We start from the raw sequence: 17,252 nt of genomic DNA, 5'->3' as shown, positions 1-17,252 counted from the left end.
CGGATCGTTGTTGCCGAGCAGAGCGTGACCGGAGGGAACATGAAGGGTCCGGAGGCAACGTAAGCCTCCGGACCCTTCAGGTTCCCTCATGGGGAGCAAAAGTGGAGCACTCAGGCGTGGCGGTCGGCGTTCGCGTGGATCGCGTCCCGCGTGTACTGCGCGAGCCCCGGCTCCTGGTCCTCATACGTCTTCATGAAGCGCGGGTCGCCCACATAGAGGTCACCGAGGTTGCGATGGAACTCCGGCGAGCACTCGTAGAACCACGTGTCGATGTGCAGACGCGCGGCCTCGGCGGCATCCATCGCCGCCTCGCTCGTCGCCGGCTCACCGGCCCGCTTGGCCGCGACCATGAGTGCACCCACCGACTCCATCTCGGCCTTGATCCGCTCCCAATCTGACTTGGTGTAGCCCTTCGTGCGACGAGACGACTGCTTCCACGCGTCGGTGTCGCCCCAGCGCTCCTGCGCCTCGGCCTGGTACTCGTCCTTGAAGCCGTCGCCGAAGATCTCCTTGAGGTCCTCGGTCGTGGCGGGCTGCTCGTTCATCTCTCTCTCCAATGCTCGGTCGATCGCGTCGACGAGCTCGTGCAGCTCCTCGACCTTCTCCATGACCGCGTCGCGCTGGCGCTTGAGGTGCTCCAGCGTCGAACCGTCACCGCGCAGCAGCGCCGCCACCTCGTCGAGGGGCAGGTCGAGCCGTCGGTAGGTGACGATCGTCGCCAGCCGTTCGAGGTCCTCCCCGGTGTAGAGGCGGTAGCCGGCGTGGCTGCGTTCGGACGGGCTGAGCAGTCCGATCTCGTCGTAGTGGTGCAGCGTTCGCACCGTCACGCCGAAGGTCTGCGCAACCTCACCGACCGTGAGCATCTCGTCGTTGTCGAGCACGCCCACAGTCTCTCGAATCGTCGTCCGTGTGGTCATGCATCCACCGTCGCGCCTCACGTCGCGTGAGGGTCAAGTCGCTTTCGAAACCAACTGCGTCCGGTATGCCGTCCGCTCACTTTCGCGTGCGGCTCACCCTGCGTCGTTCGAGACCATCGAGCAGGACGTCGAGCCCGAACTCGAACTCGGTCTGGTCATCACACCACCCGAGGGTCTGGCCCGGCTCGTCGTGGGCGACCTCGGCCAGCATGGCCATGAGGTTCGGGACGGCCTGCGCCATCTGGGCCATGACCTCCTCGGACGTGTCCTCACCCGTGTCGCCGGGGTCGAAGAGCTCCTGAGTGAAGCCGAGGACTCGACTGCCCAGGGCATGGAGGCAGTGGTGGGTGAGGTCGTGGTCGAAGCCGCCGGCCGTGAGGATCGCGACGACGCCGTCGTAGTAGCGGACGATCTCGAGGCTCATCGTCGTGCGGCTCTCGAGCACGGTCGGCATCCACGGGTGGCGCAGCATGACGACGCGGGCAGCGAGGGAGCGGGCGCGCAGGGCTGCGGCCCAATCCTGGGCCGGGTCGGGCAGGTCGAGTGCGTCGACCTCGGCGTTGAGCTCGGCCCCGACGTGCTCGACCATCGCGTCGAGGAGGGCTTCCTTGCCCTTGACGTGGTTGTAGAGCGACATCGCCTCGACGCCGAGGTCCTGCCCGAGGCGGCGCATCGACACGGCTGCGAGACCGGAGGTGTCGGCCAGCTTCACGGCACGGCGGAGGACGCGGTCGCGGCTCAGCGGCCGCCTGCTCGTGCTCCGCGCGGTACTGGTCACGCGTCCTCCCTCCTGTCGCTGCGCATCGTAGTCCTCACGGGCCATTGCTCACTTACGGCGTAAGTAATACCTTACGCCGTAAGTAGGCGGCGAGCAGCGTCGCCACAGGACCGGGAGGTCGGTCATGGAACAGACCCAGCAACAGGCAGTGGACACCCAGAGCGCGGCACCCGCTGCAGCGAACCCAGCGATCCCCGCGACGATGCGGGCAGCGTGGTTCGAGAAGTACGGAGCACCCGAGGACGTCGTCTCGGTGCGCACGATCCCGACGCCGACGCCCGGCCCGGGCGAGGTGCTCGTCAAGGTCGCGGCGTCGTCGGTCAACGCTCTCGACTGGCACTACACGACGGGGCTGCCGATGTTCTCCCGCCCGGCCCTCGGGCTCCGTCGTCCGAACCGCACCATCCCCGGCGCGGATGCCGCCGGCATTGTCGTGGCCATCGGCGAAGGCGTGACCCGGCACGCCGTCGGCGACGAGGTCTTCGGCGAGATCGACGGTGGCGGGTTCGCGGAGTACGCCCTCGCCCCGGAGGACTGGTGGCTCCCCAAGCCCGACGGCGTGACCCACGAGCAGGCCACGACCCTCGGCGTCGCGGCCGAGACGGCACTCCAGGGCCTGCGCGACTGGGGCGGACTGCGGGAGGGTCAGCGCGTCCTCATCGCAGGGGCCTCCGGTGGAGTGGGCAGCTTCGCCGTCCCGCTCGCGAAGATCCTCGGCGCCTCGCACGTCACCGCCGTCTGCAGCACCGGAAACGTCGAGGCGGCACTGGCCCGTGGCGCGGACCGCGTCGTCGACTACACGCGCGAGGATGTCCGGTCACTCGGCGACACGTTCGACGTCTTCTTCGACAACGCCGGCACGCTGTCACTCCGCGAAGCCCGCCGCCTGCTCAACCGGGACGGCACCTACGTCTCCGTCACGTCGCCGAAGACGAAGTGGCTCAAACCGCTGCCCCGCATGCTCGCCATCCCGATCCAGTTCGCCTTCGCCAGCCAGAGCGCCCCGGCGTTCCGGATCGCGAGCCGCAACACCGACGACATCGCGTGGCTCGCGGAGCAGGTGGCATCCGGTCGCCTCGAGCCCCTCATCGAGCAGCGCTGGTCGCTCGAGGACGCACCCGAGGTGCTCCGTCGTCAGGGCGAGTTCCACGCGCGGGGCAAGTCCCTCGTCATCCCTTGATCCACCCCTCCCCCACGATGCCGCTCCGGTGGGAGGGTGGGGCATGGGCTTCCTCAGCGTCCTCACCGGCTCCTTCTCCTCCCCCGCCGACGACAACCCGACCGTCGCCATGATGGAAGCCGCCTACGAGGCGGCAGGCCTCGACGCCCGCTACCTCAATGTCGACGTCAGCAGCGCCGACCTCGCCGACGCGATCTCCGGCGCCCGCGCCATGGGCTGGGTCGGCTTCAACTGCTCGATGCCCCACAAGGTCGCCGTCATCGACCACCTCGACCAGCTCGCCGAGTCGGCCGAGCTCATCGGTGCCGTCAACTGCGTGACGATCCACGACGGATCCCTCACGGGCCACAACACCGATGGCCAGGGCTTCGTCGAGGCGATGCGCGAGTACCGCCACCCCGGTGGCACGCACATCGTCGTCCTCGGCGCCGGTGGGGCCGGGCGCGCCATTGCCGTCGAGTCGGCCCTCGCCGGCGCCGCCCGCATCACCGTCGTCAACCGCAACGCCGTCCGCGGAGAAGCGCTCGCACAGCTCGTCGCCGACCGTACCGATGCGGAGGCGGACTTCCAGCCCTGGACGAGCCGGTATGCCGTCCCGTCCAGTGCCGATGTCGTCGTCAACGCCACGTCGGTTGGGTTGGGCGACGACCAGGCCCTCGTCGACATCGACCCCGACAGCCTGAGACCCGAGCTGCTGGTAGCGGACGTCATCCCGAATCCTCCGCGGACGGCATACCTGCGCGCGGCAGCGCAACGGAAGGCGCAGACGCTCGACGGACTCGGCATGCTCGTCGCCCAGGGCGCCATCGCGATCGAGCTGTGGCACGGCGTGAATCCGGACCGCGCGGCGATGAGGTCGAGGCTGTCCGAGGTGTTGGGGCTGGATTCGCCGGATTGACACCTACCTGTACCGTCACTGACGTTCCCTCGTCGGAGCAGCGACGAATCCGCTGCACGAGGTGACAGACAGGATCGATGCCCCATGAGTCCAGCAGGCACGGGTCGCAAGCTCGTCATCGTCGAGTCCCCCGCCAAGGCCAAGACCATCGCCGGATATCTCGGCGCCGACTGGGACGTCGAGGCGTCCGTCGGCCACATCCGCGACATCCCGACCCCGTCGGAGATGCCCGCCGACATCAAGAAGGGCCCGTTCGGCCGCTTCGGTGTCGATGTCGACAACGACTTCGAGCCCTACTACGTCGTCGACGCGGACAAGAAGAAGAAGGTCCGTGAGCTCAAGGCGGCGCTCAAGAACGCCGACGAGCTCTACCTCGCCACTGATGAGGACCGCGAGGGCGAGGCCATCGCCTGGCACCTCCTCGAGACGCTCCAGCCGCGGGTTCCGGTCAAGCGCATGGTGTTCCACGAGATCACCAAGGAGGCCATCCAGCGCGCGGCCGCCAATACCCGCGACCTCGACACCGCCCTCGTGGACGCCCAGGAGACGCGCCGCATCCTCGACCGCCTCTACGGCTACGAGATCTCGCCGGTCCTGTGGCGCAAGGTCAAGGCCGGCCTGTCCGCCGGCCGCGTCCAGTCCGTCGCGACCCGCATGGTCGTCGAGCGCGAGCGCGAGCGCATGGCCTTCCGCTCGGCCAACTACTGGGACGTCGAGGGTGAGTTCACGCCGGGCGCCGAGTCGCAGGCCTTCACCGCCCGCCTCACGGGTGTCGATGGCCGCCGGGTCGCCACGGGTCGTGACTTCGGTGACGACGGCCGTCTCAAGGGCGACGTCGCCCACCTCGACGAGGGCACGGCCACGGGCATCGCCCACGCCGTCATGGCCGCCGACGTCACCGTCACGTCGGTCGCCGAGAAGCCCTACACGCGTCGCCCGAGCGCGCCCTTCACCACGTCGACCCTCCAGCAGGAGGCGTCCCGCAAGCTCCGTCTCTCCTCGAAGAACGCCATGCGTGTCGCGCAGCGTCTCTACGAGAACGGCTACATCACCTATATGCGTACCGACTCGACCGCCCTGTCGCAGTCGGCACTCACGGCCGCCCGGCAGCAGGCGCGCGACCTCTATGGCGCCGACTACGTGCCGGACGCACCGCGCAACTACGCCAAGAAGGTCAAGAACGCGCAGGAGGCCCACGAGGCCATCCGTCCCGCTGGTGACCGCTTCCGCACCCCGGCCCAGGTTGCCGGCGAGCTGCGCGGCGACGAGTTCGCGCTCTACGAACTCATCTGGAAGCGCACCATCGCCTCACAGATGGCCGATGCCAAGGGCTCGACGGCGACCGTCAAGCTCGGCGCGACGCTCGATCGTGAGGCCCCGGCCGAGCGGGTCGAGTTCACCGCAAGCGGAACGGTCATCACCTTCCGAGGCTTCCTCGCGGCATACGAGGAAGGTCGGGACGAGCAGCGCAACGCGACGACCGACGAGGAGCGTCGCCTCCCCAGGATGGGCGAGAGCACCGCGCTCACGACGCTGCGCGCCGAGGCCGACGGCCACGACACCTCCCCGCCGGCCCGCTACACCGAGGCCACGCTCGTCAAGGCCATGGAGGAGAAGGGCATCGGTCGTCCGTCGACCTACGCCTCCACCATCGGCACGATCCAGGACCGTGGCTACGTCTCGAACCGCGGCAACGCGCTCGTGCCGTCGTGGCTCGCGTTCGCGGTGACGCGCCTCATGGAGGAGCACTTCACCCGTCTCGTCGACTACGACTTCACCGCCTCGATGGAGGAGGACCTCGACGAGATCGCCGGCGGCAACGCGCAGCGGGCGACGTGGCTCAAGCGCTTCTACTTCGGTGACGAGGCGAGGTCGAGCCAGGGCCTGCGCGACCTCGTCGCCGACCTCGGCGAGATCGACGCCCGCGGCATCTCCACGATCGAGATCGGCGACGGGATCGTCGTGCGCGTCGGTCGCTACGGCCCCTATGTCGAGGAGGTCGCACCCGCCGGTGTCGACCCCGAGACCGGGGAGATCAGCGACGCGTATGCCGGCGACTCGGCTTCCGCTGACGGCACACCTGCGACTCCGCGCCGGGCCACGATCAACGACGACATCGCCCCCGACGAGATGACGCCGGAGAAGGCGCGCGAACTGCTCGCGACGGCCGCCGACGACGGGCGCGTGCTCGGTCAGGACCCGGAGAACGGTCGCGATATCGTCGCCAAGGCCGGTCGGTATGGGCCGTATGTCACCGAGGTGCTGCCAGAGGAAGTTGCGGCGCTCAAGGGCAAGAACAAGGTCAAGCCGCGCACGGCGTCGCTCTTCAAGGACATGGACCTCGCGACCCTCGACCTCGAGACCGCCCTCAAGCTGCTGTCCCTCCCCCGCGTCGTCGGCGTCACCACCGAGAAGGTGACGAACGAGGACGGCACCGAGGGTGAGAAGCAGGTCGAGATCACGGCGCAGAACGGTCGCTACGGTCCCTACCTCAAGAAGGGCACGGACTCGCGTTCGCTCACGACCGAGCAGCAGCTCTTCGACATCACGCTCGAGGAGGCCGAGGCGATCTATGCCCAGCCGAAGCAGCGTGGTCGGGCCGCCGCCAAGCCGCCGCTCAAGGAGTTCGGCCCCGACCCGGTGTCGGGCCGGCCGGTCGTCGTGAAGGACGGCCGGTTCGGCGAGTACGTCACCGACGGCGAGACCAACGCGACCCTGCGCCGCGACGACGACCTCGAGACGCTGACCCAGGAGCGCGCCTTCGAGCTGCTCGCCGAGAAGCGCGCCAAGGGCCCGACGACGCGCAAGCGTGCCGCCAAGAAGACGACGAAGAAGGCCACGACCAAGAAGGCTGCCGCGAAGAAGGCGACGGCCAAGAAGGCGACCAAGAAGGCCTGATCGGCCGTTCGACTCAGCTGTGGTGCAGGGGGCGCGACATTCCGCGCCTCCTGCACCACCTCCTTTGGGGGCCGACCGTCACCACTGGACGCGGGCGAGCGCACGCCACCGCGCGAGCTCGTCCGCGTCGTTGGTGGTGATCTCGTCGCCGCGGTTCCACAACCCGAGGTAGAGCTCGGCAGCGGTCCCACTGAACGTCACCTCGGCGTCGCGCAGCTCCACATCCTCGCGGGTATGCCGGGTGCTCACCGGCGGTCCTTCACTCACCGTCACGAGCCACGCCTGCTCAACATCACTGGGGCACACCGCAATTCGCACCGTGTCGTCCGAGCGAAGGCGCGACTTCGACCTGGGCAGGAACCCCGTGAGGAGTTCGTCGATCCCGTCCGCCGCCAGAGGCGCGTCGAGGTTCGCGAGGTGGGCGGACGGCATACGGGATGTCCGGGCGGACAGCGCATCCGCAGCGTGGATCGTCGTCTCGTGGCACTGACGTCGCGCCCAGAACTGGCGCGCCGGGGGCGCGTTCTTGAGGAAGACGAGGGCATCGAGGTCGGCCGGCGCCTGTTCGAGGGCCTGCAGCAGACGAGCGCCGCCCATCCGGAACCACGACAACGGATCGGTGCTGGCCAGGCCTGCCGCCTCGAGGGCCGCGGGATCGGCCGCGACCGCGTCATCGCCCACGACGAGTGCCGTCGCCCACCGGTGCACCATGCCCTGGTGGGTGACGAGATCGCGCACCGTCCAGTCCGGGCAGGTCGGCACGGGAGCGTCGAGCCCCGCCTGCTCGGCACGTGCAGCCAAGTGGTCGATCGCATCGGAAAGGCCTGCGAGATGGTCCTCGAGTCGCATGCCCGCATCCTCCCCGACCCCGCACCGGTGTGACAGGCGGCACGGTGGCCCAACCATTGTCGGCCTCATTACCCGCGAGTAGGGTCGAGGCTGATCATTCACCTCAACGAGGAGGACCCCTCGCGATGACCGACATCGACCCCACGACCTTCGCCACGATGGACCCGGCCGAGTTCGCCGCCACCGTCAAGAAGCTCTCCGACAAGGAGATCAACGAGATCATGGGCGGCGAGCACCGTCAGTCCATCCTCGATGCGATCTTCGACCGCTTCCCCGTGCTCTTCAACGCCGACAAGGCCCAGGGCGCCGACGCGCGAGTCAACTGGCGCATCACCGGTGGCCCCGGCGGCACCGACGACACCTACGCCGTCGTCGTCAAGGACGGCGCCTGCACCGTCGAGAAGTCCCCGACCGAGGAGCCGAAGACCTCGATCATGCTCGGCCCGGCCGAGTTCGCGAAGCTCATCACCGGCTCCGGCAACCCGACCATGATGGTCATGATGGGCAAGATCAAGGCGCGCGGCGACCTCGGCGCGGCCATGGCCTTCCAGAACTGGTTCGACACCCCCAAGGGCTGATCCGACGTGTCGATCAGTCTGTTGACCGTCGGTGCGGTGATGGCCAAGCGCGGCATGCTCGCGCCCGGCCCACCGCACCGGCAGGTCAGCCAGCTCCTTTCCCTGCAGAAGTGGGGTTTCGGCCTCGCGGGTGAGCTGCGCCAGGCTGCTCACCGCAGCCCGAAACAGGTTGCCGTCATCGACGAGCAGCGCGGTTCGATCACGTATGCCGACCTGCTGGCTCGGTCGGAAAAGATCTCGGAACTGCTGCGCGCCAAGGGTTTTCGACCCGGACAGCGACTGGGCCTGCTCGCGCGCAACCACGTCGGCGCCGTCGAGGTCATGACCGGCGCCGCAGCCGTCGGCATCGACCTCGTCCTCATGAACACCGGCCTGTCGGCCGGCCAGCTCGCCGTCGTCGCCGAACAGCAGGAGCTCACCGCGCTCCTCCACGACGATGAGTTCGACGGCGTGGTCGGCGAGCTGCCCGCGACCGTGACGGTCATCCGCGAGTCCGACTGGTCCGCCGACCTCGATGCCGCCCCGACGGCCCCTGTCCTCGCGCCGCCCGCCAAGGGTGGCCGCACGATCATCCTCACGTCGGGCACGACGGGCACACCCAAGGGTGCGGCCCGCAAGACGCCCGGTGGCTTCGGCCCCCTCATCTCGATCATCGAGCGGATCCCGCTGCGCGCCCAGGACCGCATCCTCATCAGCGCGCCGATCTTCCACACGTGGGGTTATGCGGCGATGCAGCTGAGCTTCGCGCTGCGCGCGACCATCGTGCTGCAGCGTCGCTTCGAACCCCAGGCCGCCAAGGACCTCCTCGAGATGAAGGAGTGTCACGCGATGTTCGCCATCCCCGTGATGCTCCAGCGCATGATGGAGCTCCCGGCTGACCCCGGCGGCATCCGACGTCGCAAGAACCTGCGCGTCGTCGCGACCTCGGGTTCGGCCTACCCCCACGGCTTCACGACGAAGTTCATGGACGAGTACGGCGACGTGCTCTACAACCTCTACGGCTCGACCGAGGCGTCGTGGATCTGCATCGCGACCCCCGAGGACATGCGCATCAACCCCGACACAGCGGGCACACCGCCGCTCGGCACGGTCGTGAAGATCCTCGACGCGGACAACCATGAGGTCGCCCCGGGCGAGACCGGCCGCATCTTCTGCGGCAACGACCTCGTCTTCGACGGCTACACCTCGGGCGCGACGAAGGACTTCGTCGACGGCCTCGTCTCCACCGGCGACATGGGACACGTCACGGACGGGCTCTACTTCGTCGACGGCCGCGACGACGACATGATCGTCAGCGGCGGCGAGAACGTCTATCCGATCGAGGTCGAGTCCCTGCTCATCGACCACCCCGCCGTGCGCGAGGTGTCGGTCGTCGGCGTGCCGGACCCCGAGTTCGGGCAGCGCCTCGCGGCGTTCATCGCCCTCCAGGACGGACACGAGCTCTCGGCCGACGAGGTCAAGGAGCACGTCAGGGCACACCGGGCGCGGCACGTCGTGCCTCGTGAGGTGCACTTCGTCGACGAGCTCCCGCGGAACGCGACGGGCAAGATCCTCGCCCGCGAGCTCCGCGCCCGCATCACCTGACGTCCCACCCGCCTCCCCTTTTACGGGTTCCCCGCTAAACGGGTCTCGAACAAGAGAACTGATCTCTTGTTCGAGACCCGTTTCCCTTGCTCAGGCGACGGTCTCGGGTCCGGGTTACTTCACCTCGCGGCGCATGACCCGCCACGAGCCGATCGCCAGCGGCAGGAGCACCCACACGCCGAACGAGGTCGCGAGCTGCCCCCAGTTCTCGCCGGTCATCGATCCGCTGAACAGCGGCTCGGTCACCTGGTTGAGGTCGAGCCACTTGCTCGGCTCCCGGAGAGCGGAGATGAGGTTGATCGCGATGGTCCAGACCGTGGGCAGGACGAGCGAGGCGACGATGGCGAACGGCGTGTTGAGGAAGACGAAGCCGAAGGCCAGACCCTGGAGCACGAACACGGCGAATCCGACGGTCACCCCGAGCGCGACCTTCCACGACACGTCCCAGGCACCGCTGGCATCGGACAGGGACGAGCCCAGCACGTTGGCCAGCGCAGACGTGGCAAAGGCACTCGCCGTGACGACGAGACCGAGGAGCAGGGCGGCGATGACCTTGGCCGCCACGACCCGCCCGCGCCTCGGCTCCAACGTGAACGTCACGAGACCGGTGCGCTGACTCCACTCCGACGTGGCTGCCATGATGCCGAGGATCGGCAGGAGCATGACGAGGGGGAAGGACGTGAGTCCGAGAAGCGTCCCGAACGTCGCCTCATCGGCAGGCCCCCAGATGAGGAAGGCGCCGACGACGATGAGCGAGATCGCCGACATGACGATGAGCATCCAGCGGCCGGCGCGGGTGTCGACCATCTTGCGGAGCTCGACGTGGATGAGGCGCGACCACGGCACACCCGGCCGGCCGCCGTTGACGGCACCAGGGGTAGGGGCAGGCCGCGCCGCCCCTGACGGTTCGACCGCGGGGACGCGGCTGTCGGTCCCCGCATTGAGAGAGGTGTCGGTGGCGCTCATGCTGCGGTTCCTTCGCGGGAGGTGGAGGCGGTGAGACTGAGGAACATCTCCTCGAGACCCTCGGATCCGCCGGAGCGGAGTTCGAGGAGGACGATGCGCTCGTCGAGGGCGATCTGACCGACCACCCCGGGCTCGGCGTCGACCACCAGGCCGGACGGCACGGACGTGACGGACACCTCGGCCCGGGACAGCGCGGCATACAGGGCTTCGTCGTTCGTGGAACGAACGGTGGTGCCGCCGCGCGAGAGGAGTTCGTCCTTCGTGCCCATGGCGACGATCTGGCCGCGGCCGATCATGACGAGGTCGTCGGCGATGACCTGGACCTCGTGGAGCAGGTGGCTCGACAGCAGGACCGTGCCGCCGCCGTCGGCGAAGCCGCGCAGCAGCCCGCGCATCCAGTGAATGCCCTGCGGGTCGAGGCCGTTCGCCGGCTCGTCGAGGATGAGGACCTCGGGTTCGCCGAGCAGCGCCGACGCGAGGCCGAGCCGCTGCCGCATGCCGAGCGAGTAGTTGCGGACGCGACGTCCGGCCTCCTCCTCGGTGAGGCCGACGATGGCCAGGGCCTCGTCGACACGACTCTTCGGGACGCCGATCTGGATGGCGGCGAGGCGCAGCACCTCGCGACCGGTGCGCCCGGGGTGCTGGGCGGAGGCGTCGAGCATGACGCCGACCTGGCGGCCGGGGTTGTGCAGGTCGCGGTACGGCTTGCCGAGGACGGTCGAGCGACCGCTCGTCGCCGGCGTGAGGCCGGTCATCATCCGCATCGCCGTGGACTTGCCCGCCCCGTTCGGTCCGAGGAAGCCGACAACACTCCCCGGGCGGACCTCGAAGGAAATGTCGTCGACAGCGGTGAATCCGCCGTAGCGCTTCGTGAGGTTCTCGACTGTGATCATGCCGACCACCCTGCCGCGCACCCGGGTGCCGGCACATCGTCCAACCGTCCCGACCGCCATCCGACTTTGGTATGCCGTCCGCCCACCTTCCGTGGACCGCGGTCGGACGCGCCGTGGCCCGGGTCCGACCTAGGCTCGGGCCATGCCCGAGCACCTCGCCCCCACCCACGGCCGCTTGGGCTCCGTGTGGCGCTGGTCGCTCGCGATCCTCATCAGCCTCGTCTCGTGGGGCGCCATCGCCATCGCGATGTCCGAGGCGAACATCAGCGACGAGCGCATCATCGGGTGGTTCTTCGTCGGCGACATCGCCCTCGGAATCCTCTCGTTCTGCCTCGTCCCCATGCGCCACAAGTGGCCCTTCGGCATCGCCCTGGCCACGAATCTCATGGCGACGGTGTCGGGAAGCTCGGCCGGGCCGGCCACCTGGACGATGGGGTCCCTCGCCGCGAGGCATTGGTGGCGTGGGCTCCTGGCCGTCGCCCCTGCCGCCGTTCTCGCGGGGATCGTCCAGGAGCGCCTCTACCCCGGTGAGGACGACCTGCCCCTGTGGGCGTCCATCGTCTTCGGGCTCCTCATCGCGGGCATCGTCATCGCGGTCGGTTGGGCGATGGGCTCGCAGCGCAACCTCATGGACTCGCTCCGGGAGCGGGCCCACACGGCCGAGCGTGAGCAGCAGGCACGGGTCGCCCAGGCCCAGGCGGCCGAGCGCACGCGCATCGCTCGGGAGATGCATGACGTTCTCGCACACCGGATTTCGCTCGTGGCCATGCACGCGGGAGCACTGAGCTTCCGCACCGACCTCACGCGCGAGGAGCAGTCCACCGCGGCAAAGACGATCGAGGAGAACGCCCATCAGGCCCTGCGCGACCTCCGCGACGTCCTCGGTGTCCTGCGTGACCCGACGGCACCGACGGACGCCCCGCCCGAGCTGCCGCAGCCGCTCATCGGCGACCTCGTGAGGCTCGTCGAGGAGGAGCGCGCGGGCGGCATGCGGGTGAACCTGGACCAGCAGCTCACCGGTGACGTGACCGACAACCTCGGGCGGACGGCATACCGGATCGTCCAGGAAGCCCTCACGAACGCACGCAAGCACGCCCCGGGGACCGTCGTCGACGCGACCCTCGCCGGATCGCCCGCCGAAGGACTCACCGTCACCGTCCACAACGCGAAGCCCGTCGGGCGGGTGCGGCACGCCCTTCCCGCATCGGGGCTCGGCCTCATCGGACTCGAGGAGCGGGTCACCCTCGCCGGCGGGCGTTTCGCGCACGGGCCGGATCCCGACGGCGGGTACCTCGTGTACGCATGGATACCGTGGGAGTCGTGAGCGACCCCGCACCCATCCGCCTGGCCATCGTCGACGACGACCCGATGGTGCGTGCGGCGCTCGGGATGATGCTCGGGGGCGATTCCGGAATCACCGTCGTGGGCGAAGCAGTCAATGGCGAGGAGGCGCTGACTGTTGTGCCCGAGTCCGGTGCCGATGTGGTCCTCATGGACATCCGTATGCCGGTTCGCGACGGCTTGAGCGCCACCGAGTTTCTGCTGCAAAGGAATTCGGCGCTGAAGGTCATCGTGCTCACGACGTTCGACGCCGACGACATGGTGCTGCGAGCCCTGCGTCTCGGTGCCGCGGGCTTCATGCTCAAGGACACCCCGCCGGCCCGTCTCGTCGAGGCCGTGCGCACCGTGGCCGCCGGGCAGCCCATGCTGTCGCCGAGTGTCACCGCGCAACTCATCGCCGCCGTCACCGAGTCCGACGGCGGCGCCTCGGACCGGGCCGCAGACGCCCGGAAGCGTCTGGCCGCCCTCACCGAACGCGAGCGCGAGGTCGCGGACGCCGTCGGCCGTGGGCTGAGCAACGCCGAGATCTCCGCCCACCTCTTCATGAGCGTGCCGACGGTCAAGACGCACGTCGGGCGGCTCTTCACCAAGCTCGGCGTCGAGAACCGCGTGCAGGTCGCGATCCTCGTCCACGACGCCGACGGCTGAACCGATGACGTCCCCGAGCGGCCCCGCGGACAACGCGCTGCACTCGCGGGTCGGTGTCGTCGCGCACCCGGCCAAGGCGCGCACCACCGATGCGTTGGCGGCGCTGCGCCGGGCGACGCGTCGTCGTGGTTGGCCCGAGCCCATCGTGCTGACGACGACGGTTGCCGCCCCGGGGGCCGAGCAGGTCGTCGACCTCCTGGGGCGCGGTGTCGACCGGATCGTGGCCGTCGGCGGAGACGGCACAGTTCGCGAGGTGGCCGGCGCGCTGTCCCGCTCCGGCCGGGCCGCAGAGGTCGTCTCGCTGGGCGTCGTCCCGGTCGGCACGGCCAACCTGTGGGCACGGACCGCCGGCCTCGTTGCCGCCGACCTCGACGCCGCCGTCGAGGTCGCCCTGGACGGTACGCCTCAGGACTCCGACCTGGCCGGGGTCACTCTCACCCGGCCGGATGGCAGCACCCGCTCACTTGACGTCCTTGTCGTCGCAGGTGTCGGAATGGATGCCGAAGCCTTTGCCTCGACTGCGGATCGGGCCAAGGAACGATGGGGCTGGGCTGCCTACTTCGCGGCTCTCGCACGGCAGGCAGTGGGCGACCCGTGGATCGTGCAGGTCCGGCTCGACGGCGCTGTGCCGCAACAAGATTCGGTGCGATCGATCCTCGTCGGGAACTGTCGAGTGCTGCCCCTGGGCGTGCCGCTCATGCCGTCGGCGTCGATGACCGACGGTCGCCTCGATGTCCTCACCGTCGCCCCGCGCACCACTCTGGGTTGGCTGGGCGTCTTCGGCGGCGTCCTCGGGCGGAGGCGGGGCGGCTGGACCGGTCTCCGGACGCACCGCACGCGCCACGTCATCCTCGAGCTCGAGGCGCCTCGGGCCGTGCACGTCGACGGCGACCCAATGGGCGAGGCGATCCGTCTGGAGTTCGGCGTCACGACCGGGGCGGTCCTCGTCCGATCCGGTTCCGCCGGGGAGACCGCGAGAGGCGCTGCCGATGACGCCGTGACCGTCCTGCTGCCCGACAACGACCGAGACCTCTCCGCCCTGGCCCGCGCCGTGGCGCAGCGCCGCGGGTGGTCCTCTCACCATGGCCGAGAACAGATCGTGCGCGACGCGTTCCTGGCACTGCGAGGGCCCGACCTCACCCGGTTCAAGAGCCTGCTCAACTCCGGGCACGACCACCGCGACCTCGAGCACCTCGTCTTCGACGTCATCGACGACGAGGGCGTGCGCTCCGACATCCTCACCCACATCGCCGCCCAGGCCGCGCTCGTGGAGGTACCCGATCTGCACGTCCTCAGCGACATCGACGACACCCTGCGCTGCGCCCTCCACGACGACCGCTACCCGCGCGGCACGGTCTATCCGGGAGTCGTCGCCCTGTATCGAGCCCTGGACGCGGGGCACGCCACCACGCCGGAGGCGCCGGGAGACCTCACGTTCGTGACCGCCCGGCCGATGGACCCCGCGGGCCTCATCGAGCAGCACACGCGCCGCGGCCTCGCGGAACTCGGGCTGCCGCCGCACGCGGTCCTGTCGGGGACGTTCGAAGGGTTGCGCACCCATGACTCCATGGCGAGCGCGAAGCTCGAGAACTTCCGTCGGTTCCGCGCCCTCATGCCGGAGACCCACGTCGTCTTCATCGGTGACAGCGGCCAGGGCGACATCGAAGTGGGTCGCCGGATGCTCGCGTCCGACGCGGAGGCCGTGCGGCTGGTCCTCATCCATGACGTCGTCGCCATGGCGCTCGAGGAGCGAAATGCGTTGCGGTCGGAGGGCATCGTCGTCGTCGACAGTCCCGTGGGCGGAGCCATGGAGGCGTATGCCGCCGGGTTGGCTTCCGCGGCCGGCCTCGCCTCCGTGGTCGCTGCGACCGAGCGCGACGTCGCCCGAATCGCCTGGGACTCCCCCGAGCAGGAGAAGGCGACGACAGCGCTCGTGGAACGCGATCTCGCGACCGCGCGGACGGCATACCCGGCAGGTTCGTGACCATCACGCGATGACACGCGCGAGCGCCCACGGCGTCATCACTTGACAGTGGATAGTGGCACTCTCCAATATTGGGGAGAGTCACTATCCAAGGGAGAGTTCGATGCTGACCGCCACTGCCGCACACACCCTCGCCACCGCCGGAGCCGTCCTGTCCGACGAGTCCCGCACGACCGCCGGGATCCTGCTGCTCGCCCTCGTCACGGTCGAGACGGGCGGGATGTACATGGTCAAGATCGTGCGTGGCGACGCGCCGGTGACCGAGTTCCAGGAGAAGTTCGCCCGGGCCGGTCACGCTCACGCCGGCGTGCTGCTGCTGCTCGCCCTGATCTGCCAGATCCTCGCCGACTCGACGACACAGACCGGCGCCCTCGACTGGCTCTCCCGTTCCGGCGTGGCCGTGGCGGCACTGCTCATGCCCGGCGGCTTCTTCTTCGCGTCCATGGGCAAGGGGCGGACGAAGCCGAATGGGTTCATTGCCATGGTGTTCGCGGGAGCTGCCCTGCTCGCCATCAGCCTCCTCTCACTCGGAATCGGGCTGCTGACGGCCTAGAGTCGGCCCATGGAGACCCGCGCCCCTGCGCTCTATCTCAGCCACGGTGCCCCGCCCCTCGCCGACGACGAACTGTGGACCGACCAACTCGCCGCCTGGTCGACCGACCTGCCGCGCCCGACGTCCATCCTCGTCGTGTCGGCGCACTGGGAACAGGCGCCCATCGCAGTGAGCTCGACAACGCCCGGCACTCCCCTGCTCTATGACTTCTGGGGATTTCCGCAGAAGTACTACGAAGTCAGCTATGACGCCCCGCCCGCCCCCGAGCTCGCGAGGTCCGTGGCGGGACTCCTCGGCGACGTCGGCGGTGGACTGCACCAGGACCCGAGCCGCGGCCTCGACCACGGGGCCTACGTTCCGCTCGTGGAGATGTTCCCCGAGGCGAATGTGCCGGTCGTCCAGCTGTCGATGCCCACCCTTGACCCGCAGGAGCTCTTTGCCATCGGGCAGCAACTCGCACCCCTGCGCGACGAAGGGGTCCTCATCATCGGGTCCGGCTTCACGACCCACAACCTGCGCTGGTTCAGCCCACGCAACCCGTCGGACGCGCCGCCCCCATCGGCCTCGGCCGAGTTCGACCACTGGGCCGCCGAAGCCGTCGATGCGGGTGACGTCGACGCGATCCTCGACTTCATGAACAAGGCCCCGGCGGCGGTCGAGGCCCACCCGCGCACGGAGCACTGGGCGCCGCTCTACGTCACCCTCGGAGCCGCCCATGCCGGGGGTGGCATCGACGGCGACAGCGTCATCGACGGGTACTGGTACGGCCTGTCGAAGCGCTCCTGGCAGTTCGCCTGACCTCGCCCCACCCCACCCGACTCACACGGATGCCCGCGTGGAGGTTCCACGCGGGCATCCCTTGGGCCACCGGTCAGTGGCCGTGCTTCGGCTTCGGCTTGTTGCGCGGCGCCGGTCGCGTGTGGTCGTCGGCCGCACGTTCGACCTCCTCGGGCACCACCGTCGGCTTGAGCCGGGCCCAGGTCATGAAGCCGGCGGACACCACGATCAGGGCCAGGCCCGTCCACAGGTTGGCGTTGACCCCGCCGGTCTTGTCCAACTCCTTGTCGCCGAACAAACCCATGAGGGTGAGGATGATGCCATAGAGGCCGAGCAGCATCCCGATGAAGTTGCGGATGTCGAAGGCTCCGGCGGTCTTCTTGGTCGTGTCTGACATGGCGCGACCTC

Annotated in this window: 16 protein-coding genes; 10 read left to right on the top strand and 6 right to left on the bottom strand. The window is 69.2% G+C overall.

The genetic code is table 11. From position 1 onward, the window contains the following. Positions 1–110 precede the first annotated feature (110 nt). On the bottom strand, positions 111–917 hold the full coding sequence (locus tag N803_RS06695; protein WP_052111964.1) for a MerR family transcriptional regulator: 807 nt from the start codon (positions 915–917) through the stop codon (positions 111–113). 76 nt (positions 918–993) lie between these two features. Further along, complete coding sequence (locus N803_RS06690; protein ID WP_035903966.1) at positions 994–1,695, bottom strand: TetR/AcrR family transcriptional regulator; 702 nt, start codon at positions 1,693–1,695, stop codon at positions 994–996. 124 nt (positions 1,696–1,819) lie between these two features. Between N803_RS06690 and N803_RS06685 the strand changes: the two genes are divergently transcribed. The 3 genes from N803_RS06685 (at position 1,820) to topA (ending at position 6,671) form a co-directional block, all read left to right on the top strand. Next, positions 1,820–2,875 (top strand): NAD(P)-dependent alcohol dehydrogenase, encoded by a 1,056-nt coding sequence (locus N803_RS06685; protein ID WP_084764178.1) that lies wholly within the window; start codon positions 1,820–1,822, stop codon positions 2,873–2,875. 43 nt (positions 2,876–2,918) lie between these two features. Further along, positions 2,919–3,773 (top strand): shikimate dehydrogenase, encoded by an 855-nt coding sequence (aroE, locus tag N803_RS06680; RefSeq protein ID WP_035903649.1) that lies wholly within the window; start codon positions 2,919–2,921, stop codon positions 3,771–3,773. A gap of 84 nt (positions 3,774–3,857) precedes the next feature. Then, on the top strand, positions 3,858–6,671 hold the full coding sequence (gene topA / locus N803_RS06675; RefSeq protein WP_035903648.1) for a type I DNA topoisomerase: 2,814 nt from the start codon (positions 3,858–3,860) through the stop codon (positions 6,669–6,671). A gap of 78 nt (positions 6,672–6,749) precedes the next feature. Here topA and N803_RS06670 read toward each other — a convergent pair whose 3' ends face one another. Then, positions 6,750–7,520 carry a maleylpyruvate isomerase family mycothiol-dependent enzyme gene (locus N803_RS06670; protein WP_084764174.1) on the bottom strand — a complete coding sequence of 257 codons (771 nt, stop codon included), beginning with the start codon at positions 7,518–7,520 and terminating at the stop codon, positions 6,750–6,752. A gap of 125 nt (positions 7,521–7,645) precedes the next feature. On the opposite strand from N803_RS06670, the gene N803_RS06665 reads away from it, so the two are divergent. After that, a complete protein-coding gene (locus N803_RS06665; protein WP_035903646.1) occupies positions 7,646–8,098 on the top strand; it encodes an SCP2 sterol-binding domain-containing protein in 453 nt (150 codons plus the stop codon). 6 nt (positions 8,099–8,104) lie between these two features. After that, positions 8,105–9,682: an AMP-binding protein gene (locus N803_RS06660; protein ID WP_211253470.1), complete on the top strand. Its 1,578-nt coding sequence runs from the start codon at positions 8,105–8,107 to the stop codon at positions 9,680–9,682. 114 nt (positions 9,683–9,796) lie between these two features. Here the strand turns inward: N803_RS06660 and N803_RS06655 are convergent, their stop codons facing one another. After that, positions 9,797–10,648: an ABC-2 transporter permease gene (locus tag N803_RS06655; protein WP_035903645.1), complete on the bottom strand. Its 852-nt coding sequence runs from the start codon at positions 10,646–10,648 to the stop codon at positions 9,797–9,799. Next, positions 10,645–11,541, bottom strand: coding sequence for an ABC transporter ATP-binding protein (locus N803_RS06650; RefSeq protein WP_211253469.1), 897 nt, complete (start codon positions 11,539–11,541; stop codon positions 10,645–10,647). The genes N803_RS06655 and N803_RS06650 overlap by 4 nt, the downstream gene beginning before the upstream one ends. Before the next feature lie 142 nt (positions 11,542–11,683). Here N803_RS06650 and N803_RS06645 point away from each other — a divergent pair, with 142 nt between their 5' ends. The 5 genes from N803_RS06645 (at position 11,684) to N803_RS06625 (ending at position 16,865) form a co-directional block, all read left to right on the top strand. Beyond that, positions 11,684–12,865 (top strand): sensor histidine kinase, encoded by a 1,182-nt coding sequence (locus N803_RS06645; RefSeq protein WP_035903642.1) that lies wholly within the window; start codon positions 11,684–11,686, stop codon positions 12,863–12,865. Next, positions 12,862–13,530, top strand: coding sequence for a response regulator (locus N803_RS06640; protein ID WP_245617057.1), 669 nt, complete (start codon positions 12,862–12,864; stop codon positions 13,528–13,530). Before N803_RS06645 ends, N803_RS06640 begins: the two co-directional genes overlap by 4 nt. A 4-nt stretch (positions 13,531–13,534) precedes the next feature. After that, positions 13,535–15,514, top strand: a complete 1,980-nt coding sequence (locus N803_RS17410) for a diacylglycerol kinase family protein (RefSeq protein ID WP_052111962.1) — start codon at positions 13,535–13,537, stop codon at positions 15,512–15,514. Between the two features lie 103 nt (positions 15,515–15,617). Then, a complete protein-coding gene (locus tag N803_RS06630; RefSeq protein WP_052111960.1) occupies positions 15,618–16,067 on the top strand; it encodes a hypothetical protein in 450 nt (149 codons plus the stop codon). Between the two features lie 9 nt (positions 16,068–16,076). Then, positions 16,077–16,865, top strand: a complete 789-nt coding sequence (locus N803_RS06625) for a dioxygenase family protein (RefSeq protein WP_035903638.1) — start codon at positions 16,077–16,079, stop codon at positions 16,863–16,865. A gap of 73 nt (positions 16,866–16,938) precedes the next feature. Here the strand turns inward: N803_RS06625 and N803_RS06620 are convergent, their stop codons facing one another. Beyond that, complete coding sequence (locus N803_RS06620; RefSeq protein WP_052111958.1) at positions 16,939–17,241, bottom strand: hypothetical protein; 303 nt, start codon at positions 17,239–17,241, stop codon at positions 16,939–16,941. Positions 17,242–17,252: the final 11 nt, after the last annotated feature.

Origin of the sequence: Knoellia subterranea KCTC 19937 (assembly GCF_000768685.1) — a bacterium.
Taxonomy (GTDB): Bacteria; Actinomycetota; Actinomycetes; order Actinomycetales; family Dermatophilaceae; genus Knoellia; species Knoellia subterranea.
The sequence above is the reverse complement of the archived record's forward strand: the minus strand, read 5'-3'. Positions and strand labels throughout refer to the sequence as shown.

Coding starts and splice junctions, on each gene's coding strand:
- N803_RS06695 (WP_052111964.1), bottom strand. CDS start 917: ATGACCACACGGACGACGATTCGAGAGACTGTGGGCGTGCTCGACAAC.
- N803_RS06685 (WP_084764178.1), top strand. CDS start 1,820: ATGGAACAGACCCAGCAACAGGCAGTGGACACCCAGAGCGCGGCACCC.
- aroE (WP_035903649.1), top strand. CDS start 2,919: ATGGGCTTCCTCAGCGTCCTCACCGGCTCCTTCTCCTCCCCCGCCGAC.
- topA (WP_035903648.1), top strand. CDS start 3,858: ATGAGTCCAGCAGGCACGGGTCGCAAGCTCGTCATCGTCGAGTCCCCC.
- N803_RS06670 (WP_084764174.1), bottom strand. CDS start 7,520: ATGCGACTCGAGGACCATCTCGCAGGCCTTTCCGATGCGATCGACCAC.
- N803_RS06665 (WP_035903646.1), top strand. CDS start 7,646: ATGACCGACATCGACCCCACGACCTTCGCCACGATGGACCCGGCCGAG.
- N803_RS06655 (WP_035903645.1), bottom strand. CDS start 10,648: ATGAGCGCCACCGACACCTCTCTCAATGCGGGGACCGACAGCCGCGTC.
- N803_RS06650 (WP_211253469.1), bottom strand. CDS start 11,541: ATGATCACAGTCGAGAACCTCACGAAGCGCTACGGCGGATTCACCGCT.
- N803_RS06645 (WP_035903642.1), top strand. CDS start 11,684: ATGCCCGAGCACCTCGCCCCCACCCACGGCCGCTTGGGCTCCGTGTGG.
- N803_RS17410 (WP_052111962.1), top strand. CDS start 13,535: ATGACGTCCCCGAGCGGCCCCGCGGACAACGCGCTGCACTCGCGGGTC.
- N803_RS06630 (WP_052111960.1), top strand. CDS start 15,618: ATGCTGACCGCCACTGCCGCACACACCCTCGCCACCGCCGGAGCCGTC.
- N803_RS06625 (WP_035903638.1), top strand. CDS start 16,077: ATGGAGACCCGCGCCCCTGCGCTCTATCTCAGCCACGGTGCCCCGCCC.
- N803_RS06620 (WP_052111958.1), bottom strand. CDS start 17,241: ATGTCAGACACGACCAAGAAGACCGCCGGAGCCTTCGACATCCGCAAC.